The organism is Streptomyces palmae, assembly GCF_004684805.1.
Lineage (GTDB): Bacteria > Actinomycetota > Actinomycetes > Streptomycetales > Streptomycetaceae > Streptomyces > Streptomyces palmae.
In genome coordinates this window covers 1-9,356 of sequence record NZ_SRID01000280.1, presented here as the reverse complement: position 1 = coordinate 9,356, position 9,356 = coordinate 1, and the positions used below count along the sequence as shown (strand labels likewise).

At 76.2% G+C, this 9,356-nt stretch carries 7 protein-coding genes; 3 read left to right on the top strand and 4 right to left on the bottom strand.

Annotated features, from left to right (window positions below; translation table 11 throughout):
• The coding region (locus E4099_RS23795; protein WP_135341160.1) for a phosphatidylinositol-specific phospholipase C/glycerophosphodiester phosphodiesterase family protein at positions 1-731 on the top strand (731 nt) is incomplete at its 5' end.
• A gap of 62 nt (positions 732-793) precedes the next feature.
• On the top strand, positions 794-1,282 hold the full coding sequence (locus tag E4099_RS23790; RefSeq protein WP_135341159.1) for a GNAT family N-acetyltransferase: 489 nt from the start codon (positions 794-796) through the stop codon (positions 1,280-1,282).
• 30 nt (positions 1,283-1,312) lie between these two features.
• On the opposite strand, the gene xylB is transcribed toward E4099_RS23790, so the two are convergent.
• The 3 genes from xylB to E4099_RS23775 form a co-directional block, all read right to left on the bottom strand.
• Complete coding sequence (gene xylB, locus E4099_RS23785) at positions 1,313-2,770, bottom strand: xylulokinase (protein ID WP_386390641.1); 1,458 nt, start codon at positions 2,768-2,770, stop codon at positions 1,313-1,315.
• Between the two features lie 83 nt (positions 2,771-2,853).
• Entirely contained in the window at positions 2,854-4,230 is a 1,377-nt protein-coding gene (locus tag E4099_RS23780; protein ID WP_135341158.1) for an SWF or SNF family helicase, read from the bottom strand.
• Positions 4,227-7,178 (bottom strand): DEAD/DEAH box helicase, encoded by a 2,952-nt coding sequence (locus tag E4099_RS23775; RefSeq protein WP_135341157.1) that lies wholly within the window; start codon positions 7,176-7,178, stop codon positions 4,227-4,229. Before E4099_RS23775 ends, E4099_RS23780 begins: the two co-directional genes overlap by 4 nt.
• Positions 7,179-7,396: 218 nt before the next feature.
• On the opposite strand from E4099_RS23775, the gene E4099_RS23770 reads away from it, so the two are divergent.
• Positions 7,397-7,939 carry an MOSC domain-containing protein gene (locus E4099_RS23770; protein WP_135341156.1) on the top strand — a complete coding sequence of 181 codons (543 nt, stop codon included), beginning with the start codon at positions 7,397-7,399 and terminating at the stop codon, positions 7,937-7,939.
• 27 nt (positions 7,940-7,966) lie between these two features.
• Here the strand turns inward: E4099_RS23770 and E4099_RS23765 are convergent, their stop codons facing one another.
• Entirely contained in the window at positions 7,967-9,313 is a 1,347-nt protein-coding gene (locus tag E4099_RS23765) for a tannase/feruloyl esterase family alpha/beta hydrolase (RefSeq protein ID WP_425348271.1), read from the bottom strand.
• Between the last annotated feature and the right edge of the window lie 43 nt (positions 9,314-9,356).

Genomic DNA, 9,356 nt, shown 5'->3' with positions numbered 1-9,356 from the left:
CGCCGCGGCAGCGGGTGCGTCCGCAGATCCGGCCGCTGCTGGACGCCCTGGACCACGGCTTCGGCAGCGTGGAGGCCGACATCTGGCTGGTCGACGGCGAGCTGCTGGTCGCCCATGAGGAGGCCGACCTGGACCCCGCCCGCACCCTGGAGGCGCTCTACCTGGACCCGTTGGCCCGCCGGGTCCGGGCCAACCGCGGCCGGGTGTACCCCGGCCACGACCTCCCGCTCCAACTGCTGATCGACATCAAGACCGCGGGCGAGCCGACCTACCGGGAACTGGCCCGGCGGCTGCGCCCCTACCACGCGATGCTGAGCGCCGCGGTCGACGGGCGGGTGCGTCCCGGCGCGGTCACCGCGGTCATCTCCGGCGATCGGGCCGCCCGGGCGCCCATGGAGGCCGAGCGGGTCCGCCGGGCCTTCTACGACGGACGACTGGACGACCTGGGCACCACCGCCCCGGCCTCGTTCATTCCGCTGGTCAGCGGCAACTGGACGGCGAGTTTCAGCTGGCAGGGGGAGGGCCCGATGCCGCGGGCGGAGCGGGAGCGGCTGCGGACGCTCGTGGGCGCGGCCCACCGCGAGGGGCGCCGGCTGCGCTTCTGGGCCACCCCGGACCTGCCCGGACCGGCGCGTACCGCGGTCTGGACCGAACTGCTGGCCGCCGGGGTCGATCACCTCAACACGGACGATCTGGCCGGGCTGGAGGAGTTCCTGCGCACGGCGAGCTGAACGGTCATTGACGCATCGTAATATCGTTGCATCGCCAGCGTGCGGGCGACATGCTGCCCGGCATGCTGATCAGAGAAGCCGTGCCCGGTGACTGGGACGCCATCTGGCCGTTCTTCCACCGGATCGTCGCCGCCGGCGAGACGTTCTCCTACCCGCTGGACCTCGACCGGGACCAGGGGCGCCAGTGGTGGCTGCTGCCCCGGCCGAACCGTACCGTCGTCGCGGTGGCCGACGACGGTACGGTGCTGGGCACCGCCAAGATGAACACCAACCAGATGGGCAACGCGGACCACGTCGCCAGCGCCAGCTACATGGTCGACCCGGCGCACCAGGGGCGGGGCGTGGGCCGCGCCCTGTGCGAGTACACCCTCGACTGGGCGCGCGCCGCGGGCTTCCGGGCGATGCAGTTCAACGCGGTGGTGGCGTCCAACACCCATGCGGTGCGCCTCTACCGCTCACTCGGGTTCGAGGTGCTGGGCACCGTCCCGGAGGGCTTCCACCACCCCCGGCAGGGCTATGTCGGGCTGCACATCATGCACCGCCCGCTCTGAGCGCCGCCGCGGATCCGCGCTGCCGCCCGGCTACCCGTGCCGCAGCAGCGGATCCGCGGCGGTGAGCACGGCGGCGATCCGGGCCGACACCTCCTCGTCCCGGGCCACCGGGGCGAAATCGGTGCCCGAGGCGCCGCCCCAGCGCCGGGCCACCGCCGCCGGATCCTCGCCCAGCAGCAGCCCGGCCGCCTGCGCGGCGGCACCCAGCGCGACCGGATCGTGCTGATACGGCACCCGCACCGGACGACCGGACAGCCGGCGCACCGTCTCCCGCCAGGCCGTGCCCCGCGCACCGCCGCCGATGAGCAGCAGCGGGGCATCGACCGGCGCGCCCGGGCCGCAGACCCGGGCCAGGGCGGTGAGCAGCGAGAACACCGCCCCCTCATAGGCCGCCTGGAGCAGCTGGCCGCCGGTGGTGGAGTGCCGCAGCCCCTGCAGCAAACCGGCGGCGAAGGGCAGCTGCGGGGTGCGCTCCCCGTCCAGATACGGCAGCAGCACCGCCGACCCGCCCGGCTCCACGGCCTCCCGGTCCAGCCCGAGCAGCGCCGCGATCCGGTCCACCGCCAGTGTGCAGTTGAGGGTCCAGGCCAGCGGCAGCCAGGCGTCGCGGGCGTCCGCGAACCCGGCGACCACCCCGGTGGCGTCGGCGGGACGCACCTGTGACACCGCGAAGACGGTGCCGGAGGTGCCCAGGCTCAGCACCGGCTGCCCGGGAGCGAGCCCGAGCCCCAGGGCGGCCGCCATGTTGTCCCCGGTGCCGATGGCCACCAGCGCCCCGGCGGACAGCGGCAGTCCGTGGTCGCCGCGGACCGTGCCGGCCGCCTCGCCGTGCCGCAGCACCCGGGGCAGCGCCTCGGGAGCCAGCCCGACATGCCGCAGGATCTCCTCGTCGTACGCCTCGGTCGCCGAGGCCCACCAGCCGGTGCCCGAGGCGTCCCCGCGGTCGGTGACGGCCTGACCGGTGAGCCGCTCGGTGAGGTAGTCGTGCGGCAGGCGGACGGCGGCGGTGGCCCGTACCGCCTCCGGCTCGTGCTCGCGCAGCCATTCCCAGCTGGTGACGGTGAACGCGGGCGCGGGCACACTGCCGACCCGCTCCGCCCAGGCCCGCGGGCCGCCCAGCTCCTCGACCAGCCGATCGCGCTGCGGCGCGGACCGCACGTCGTTCCACAGCACCGCGGGCCGCACCGGGTGCCCGGCAAAGTCCAGGGTGACCAGCCCGTGCTGCTGTCCGGCGATCGAGACCGCGGCCGCGCGCCGCACCCAGGGACCGCACCGGTCCAGGGCGTGGAGCAGCGCCTGCCACCACTCCCGCGGATCGCTCTCCTTGCCCTGCCCGCCGGCGCCGGGCCGCACCGTGTGCGGGGCGCTGCCGCGGGCCACCACCGCGCCGTTCGCGGCGTCGACGACCAGCACCGTGGTGGACTGGGTGGAGCTGTCCACCCCGATGACCAGCGGTCCTTCCGGCACGGGCAACGGGGCTGCGGGCATCGCGGGCCTCCCTCTCCACGGGTGCGGCGCTGGGCCACCACGGCTGCGCCGAGCCTATGTCCTGTCCGGCCGATCACGCTGGATCAGGGAGCGGGGTCCGGCGCGTGCGGATGCAGGGCGGAGGAGGGAGCAACTGATATCGCGGCCAGGGCCGCCGCGGGGTCGGACTCCGCGGCGCCCGCCGGCCACCACCTGCCGCGCTCCTTGCGGTAGGGCCACCAGCGTCCGTCCGGCCCGTAGCGCAGCTGGGCGTCGCCGCCCGGCACCGTCCAGCGGTTGCCCGCGGCGCGCAGCCGCGGCGGCCGGTCCTCCTCGGCCCAGGCGGCGGCGAGTTGGGTACGGGCCCGGGCCAGCGCCTCGGCGTCGGGCGCCTCCTCCTGCTCCAGCACGGCCAGCGCGGTGCTCTCCCCGTACTCCCAGGCCCGCACCGCCCGGGCCGCATCGGTGCGGTCCCGGCCGCAGCCGGCGGCCAGCAGGGCGGCGATCCGGCTGGTCAGCGGCGCGTCGGGGTCCGCCCAGGCCAGCATCCGGACCGCGTCCTGCCAGACCGTCAGCCCGGCGGGCGGCGGCGCGCTCGCGTGGTCCGGCCGCAGCGCCTCCGCCAGCATCCGCCGGGCGCGCCGCGCGGCATCCGCCACCAGGAACTCCAACGCGGCCGGATCGAGCCCGCCGGCCGCGGCGGAGCCGCCGACCAGCGCCGGCACGGTGGGCTCCGCCGGCTCCACCGGGGGCGGCGCCGGCAGCGCGGGCCGGACGGCCCCGGCGGCGAACGCCTCCGCCGCCGGCACCCCCGCGGGCTTGGCCGGGCCGGTCTGCCCGGCGGTGGCGACCCCGGCGCCATGTGCGGCGCTGCGCTCCTGGAGCTCCGCCAGCAACTCCCGCTCGCCCCGCCCGCGCATCAGCAGCAGCACGAAGGGGTCCTGGTCCAGCAGGCGCGCCAGCTGGTAGCACAGGGCCGCGGTGTGCGGGCAGTGGTCCCACGCCTCGCAGCCGCACTCCGGCTCCAGATCGCCGATCCCGGGCAGGAGTTCCACTCCGGCGGCCGCCGCGTCCTCCGCCAGGTGCGGCGGCATGTCGCGGTCCAGCAGGGCGGCGATGTGCCCGGCCCGCTCGGCCACCACGGCCAGCAGCCGGTCCCAGGCGGCCGGATCCAGCTGCTGCACCAGGACGTCGGACCGGTAGGCGGTGCCGTCCCGGTCCCGGACCACGGCGGTGACCCGGCCCGGCCGCACCGCCACCGCGCCCACCGCGCCCTCCCGGGCCTGCCGCCGCCCGCGCCGCAGCTGCTCCCCGTCGAGCGCCGTGTCCTCCAGCGCCTTCAGCCAGGCCCGGCCCCACCAACTGCTCGCGAACCCCCGGCCGCGGATGGGCGGCAGCGGGGCGAAGGTGCGCTCCACCGCGCTGCCGTGCTCCCGCTCGGATCCCTGTCCGAGCTGCCGCTCCTCGTCCCGTTCGGTCATCGTGCGCTCCCCCTCAGCTCCACCAGTTCGGCCAGTTCGGCATCGGTCAGTTCGGTCAGCGCGGCCTCTCCCGAGCCCAGCACCGCCTCCGCCAGCTCCCGTTTGCGCTCCAGCATCGCGGCGATCCGGTCCTCCACGGTGCCCTCGGCGATCAGCCGGTGCACCTGCACCGGCTGGGTCTGCCCGATCCGGTAGGCGCGGTCGGTGGCCTGCGCCTCCACGGCCGGGTTCCACCAGCGGTCGAAGTGCACCACGTGCCCGGCTCGGGTGAGGTTGAGTCCGGTGCCGGCCGCCTTCAGGGACAGCAGGAACACCGGGGCCCGGCCGCTCTGGAAGGCCCGCACCATCTCCTCGCGGCGCGCCACCGGGGTGCCGCCGTGGAGGAAGAGCGTGGGCACCCCGCGGTCGGCCAGATGCCGCTCCAGCAGCCGCCCCATCGCCACGTACTGGGTGAAGACCAGCACGCCGGCCTCCTCGGCGAGGATGGTGTCCAGCAGTTCGTCCAGCAGCTCCAGCTTCCCGGAGCGGCCGGCGATCCGCGGCTGGTCCTCCTTGAGGAACTGCGCCGGGTGGTTGCAGATCTGCTTGAGCCCGGTGAGCAGCTTGACGATCAGTCCGCGGCGGGCGAACGCGTCGGCGCCGGAGATCTCGGCCAGGATCTCCCGCACCACCGCCTCGTACAGTCCGGCCTGCTCGGTGGTGAGGGCCACCGCGCGGTCGGTCTCGGTCTTCGGCGGCAGCTCGGGCGCGATGCCCGGGTCGGACTTGCGGCGGCGCAGCAGGAACGGCCGGACCAGCGCCGCCAGCCGGGCCGCCGCCGGATCGGCCCCCGGCAGCCCTCCTTCCGGCGGCACGGCGCCCGCGCCGCGCTCCACCGGGTCGGCGTAGCGGCGGCGGAAGGCGCTGAGCGTGCCGAGCAGGCCCGGGGTGGTCCAGTCGAGGATCGCCCACAGCTCGGTGAGGTTGTTCTCCACCGGGGTGCCGGTCAGCGCCACCCGGGCCTTGGCGCCGATGGCGCGCAGCTGCCGGGCGGTGGCCGCGTGGGGGTTCTTGACGTGCTGCGCCTCGTCGGCGACCACCATGCCCCACGGCCCGGCACCGGCCAGCCGCGCGGCGTCCCGCCGCATGGTGCCGTAGGTGGTCAGTACGAACTCCCCGTCCGCCAGGTCCGCCAGTTCGCGCGCCGGCCCGTGGTAGCGGCGCACCGGTGTGCCCGGGGCGAACCGTTCGATCTCCCGCTGCCAGTTGCCCAGCAGCGATGCTGGGCAGACCACCAGGGTGGGGCCGGCCGCCTCGGGCGAGGACTGGCGGTGCAGGTGGAGCGCGATCAGGGTGACGGTCTTGCCCAGGCCCATGTCGTCGGCCAGACAGCAGCCCAGGCCCAGCGAGGTCATCCGGTGCAGCCAGTCCAGGCCGCGCAGCTGGTAGTCGCGCAGCGTCGCGGCGAGCGCCGGGGGTTGGGCGACCGGTCGGCGGCCGGGCTCCTCCGGATGGGCGATGCGGTCGCGCAGCGCGGCCAGCCAGCCGGTGGCCTCCACCGGCACGCTGCCGTCCGCGGTCTCCGCCCGGCCGGTCAGGGCCGTACCGAGCGCCTCGACGGGGGTGAGCCCGTGCCCGGCTCGGCTGCGCTCCCGCGCCCGGCGGACCTCGTGCGGGTCGAGCACCACCCACTGGTCGCGCAGCCGCACCACCGGGCGGCCGGCCTCGGCGAGCCGGTCGAGTTCGGCCCGGGTGAGGTCCTGGTCGCCGACCGCGAACCGCCAGTCGAAGCGGAGCAGCGCGTCGGCGGAGAGGAAGGAGGGCGTCAGCGGCGCCCGCGGCACCTCCGCACCGTCCGGCCGTCCGCCCTCCTCCGGAGCGGCGCCGTCCGGGCCGATGACGGCCCGGGTGGTGAGCCCGCGCACCAGCTCCTTGGGCCAGTGCACCAGCACGCCGGCGGCCTCCAGCGCGCGGGCGGCCGGGCCGAGGAGTTCGGTGATCTCCTCGTCCGCGAGGTCCAGGGCGTCCGGTACGGCGGCGGAGAGCAGCGGTGTCAGGGCGGGCCAGGCCCGGGCCGCCCGGCGCAGGGCGAGCAGGGCGTCCATCCGCGCCCGGGGGCCGAGCGCGCCGGCGGCCGAGGTGGCCTCGGCCCAGACGTGCGCGGCATCCGCGACCAGCGCCGGGTCGCTGAGGCTGTGCAACTGGAGCACCGCGCGGAAGCGGGGGGAGGCGGCCTCGGTGTCCGCCGGTCCGGGCTGCGGGAGGTACCGCTCGGTCAGGCCGGCGATCTCGATGCGCAGCGAGAGCCGCACTCCCGCGTCATGGCCGGCCGCGACCTCCTCGGCCCAGGCCCGCTGCTCGGGCAGGCGCCTGGGCTGGGGCGCCGCGAAGGCGGGGCCGCCGGCGGCCAGCGCGGCGGCGGGGGAGCGGGGCAGACCGTCGGCGACCGCGTCCAGAAAGGCGCGGACCAGCCGTTCCGGTTCGGGCAGGAGCAGCGGCTCGGCGCGGGAGAGCGGCACCGCGTGCGCCTCGGGCGGCATCGCGGCGGCCAGCTCGGCCACCCGGCGCAGATCCTCGGGCCCCAGCGGGCCCATCCGCCAGGCCTCGTGATCGGTGGGCGTCAGCCCCGGGAGCAGGCGGCCCCGGGCGGCCAGTTGCAGTGCGAGGACGGCGGCGGCCCCCCAGAAGGCGGCGGCCGGATCGGTTCGGGCGGCGCGTGCCCGGGTGAGGACGGGCAGTGCCTCGGCGACCGGCAGCAGCAGGGCGGGCACCGGCCGGATCGCGGTGCCGGAGCCCTCCGGGACCACGACGGTCACCTCCTCGACCTGGCCGTGGCCGGTCGGGGGCGGGCCGTCGGGACGCCACAGGGCGACCCGGCCGGTCCTGGGCGGATCGCCCGGGAGGAAGACGGCGGTGCAGCGGGCGAGTTCGGCGATCCGGGAGGGCGTTGCCGCGAAGGGTTGTGTCACAGCGATGACGCATTCCTCAAATTTGACTAGTGGGGTCCGGGGTCGCCGAGGGTACCCGACGGACCCGGCTCCCGGGCGGGTCCGCGATGTGAGGCGCGTCACCGAGAGGTGGGGCTCGGCCGCCGCGAGCAGAGGGTGCCGCGGATCCTCGGGGGCGGCGGCGGGCACCCCCGTAGAGTGACGTGTACACGTATCAGCCGAGGGAAGGCGGACGGGCCATGGACGGAACGGTGGTGGCGGTGTGCCGCAGCGCGGGGCACACCTTCGGCAAGCCGGCGCGGGAGAGCATCCGGCTGCTGGCCGGTCTCGGCGTGGAGGGCGACGCCCATCTGGGAGTCACGGTCAAGCACCGCTCCCGAGTCGCCCAGGACCCCACCCAGCCCAACCTCCGCCAGGTGCACCTGATCCACGAGGAGCTCTTCGCCGAGCTGGCCGCCGCGGGCCACACCGTGCTCCCGGGCGAGCTGGGGGAGAACCTCACCACCCGGGGTGTCGACCTCCTCGGCCTGCCCACCGGCACCCTGCTGCACCTGGGCGCGGAGGCGGTGGTCGAGATCACCGGGCTGCGCAACCCCTGCCGGCAGATCGACGCCTTCCAGGACGGACTGCTCAAGCAGGTCGTGGGACGGGACGCGGACGGCGGCATCGTCCGCAAGGCCGGCGTCATGGGCATCGTCCGGGCCGGCGGCGAGGTCCGTCCCGGCGACACCGTCAGGGCGGAGCTGCCGGAGGGCGAACACCGCCCGCTGGAGCGCGTGTAGCGGCCGCCGGCCCGCGCCGGATACGGCTCAGCGGGCCGGGGCGAGGCGGCAGCTGTTGACCAGGTCACCGCCGGCCGGCCGGGCCACGTCCTGGTCCGGCGGCGGGGTCCGGCCCTCCTCCACCCAGGAGGTCAGCGCGTCGAAGGCCGACCGGTAGCAGGGCAGTATCGGCCGCAGCCGGTCCGGGTGGCTGTCGTAGAGGCCGTCGACGTGGTTGCCGCCGCGCACCCGGTAGTAGCGGTGCCACCGCCCCGCGCCCTGCCGCCGCACCATGGCGGTGTAGGCGTCGGAGTCCACCGCGATGGGCAGCAGGCTGTCCAGATCGCCGTGCAGGGTGATCAGCGGCTTCCCGATCCGCCCGGTCAGGGCGATCCGGTCCACCGCGGCGCGCACCGAGGGCGGGCGCCGCCGCATGTCATACCCCGCGTCGCTCGGGCAGGGCGCCAGGATCTCCTCCGCGGTGCCGCCCGCCGACGCCCCGGGGCAGCGCGGGTCGTAGGCCGGGTCGAGCTCGGCGCGGTAGGTCTTCTGGGTCACTCCCCAGTAGGCGCGCTGGTGGTACGGCCACAGGAACTCCGAGCCGGGAGCGAAGCCCGCCGCGTACATCTCCTGGGGGGTGGCTTGGCCCAGGCCGTAGGCGACCGCGGTGGGCAGCGTGCGCAGCGGATCGGGGCCGCCGCCGGCCGCCCAGAGCACCCCTTCCCAGTCCACCCCGCCGTCGTACAGCTCCGGATGGTGCTCCAACTGCCAGCGGGTGAGGTATCCGCCGTTGGACACCCCGGTGACGTAGGTGCGGGACGGCGCCCGTCCGTAGCGCCGCGCGGTGACGACCTTCGCGGCGCGGGCCAACTCGGTGGTGCGGCGGTTCCATTCGGCGATGGCGTCGCCGGGCCGGCGGCCGTCGGTGTAGAAGTCGGGCCCGCCGTTGCCCTTGTCGGTGGCCGCGTAGGCATAGCCCTGGGCCAGCACCCGGTCGGAGATGGCCGCGTCGGTCGCGTACTGCCGGCGGGTGCCGGGCGCACCGGTGATCACCAGCCCGCCGTTCCAGCGGTCGGGGAGGCGGATCACGAACTGGGCGTCATGCCGCCAGCCGTGGGTGCCGTTGAACGAGGAGGAGTCGGGGAAGAAGCCGTCTATCTGCACCCCCGGCACACCCGAGGGGGCGAAGGTGCCCTTGGCCGTCAGGCCCGCCTGGTCGGCCGTGTCGGTGTACCGGGTACCGGCCAGCCCGGTGGTGGTCAGATCCGGCAGGCAGGCCGACTCCTGGTGCTCGGCGCCCGGGACGACGGCCCGGTCCCGCCCCGCGCAGTGCCCGCCGGCCGGCGCGGCGCTCGCCGCGGGCGCGGGGCCGGTCAGCACCGCGCCGAGCACCAGCGCACCGCACAGCGCGAGGGTGCGCTGGTGCTCGGCGCGGTGC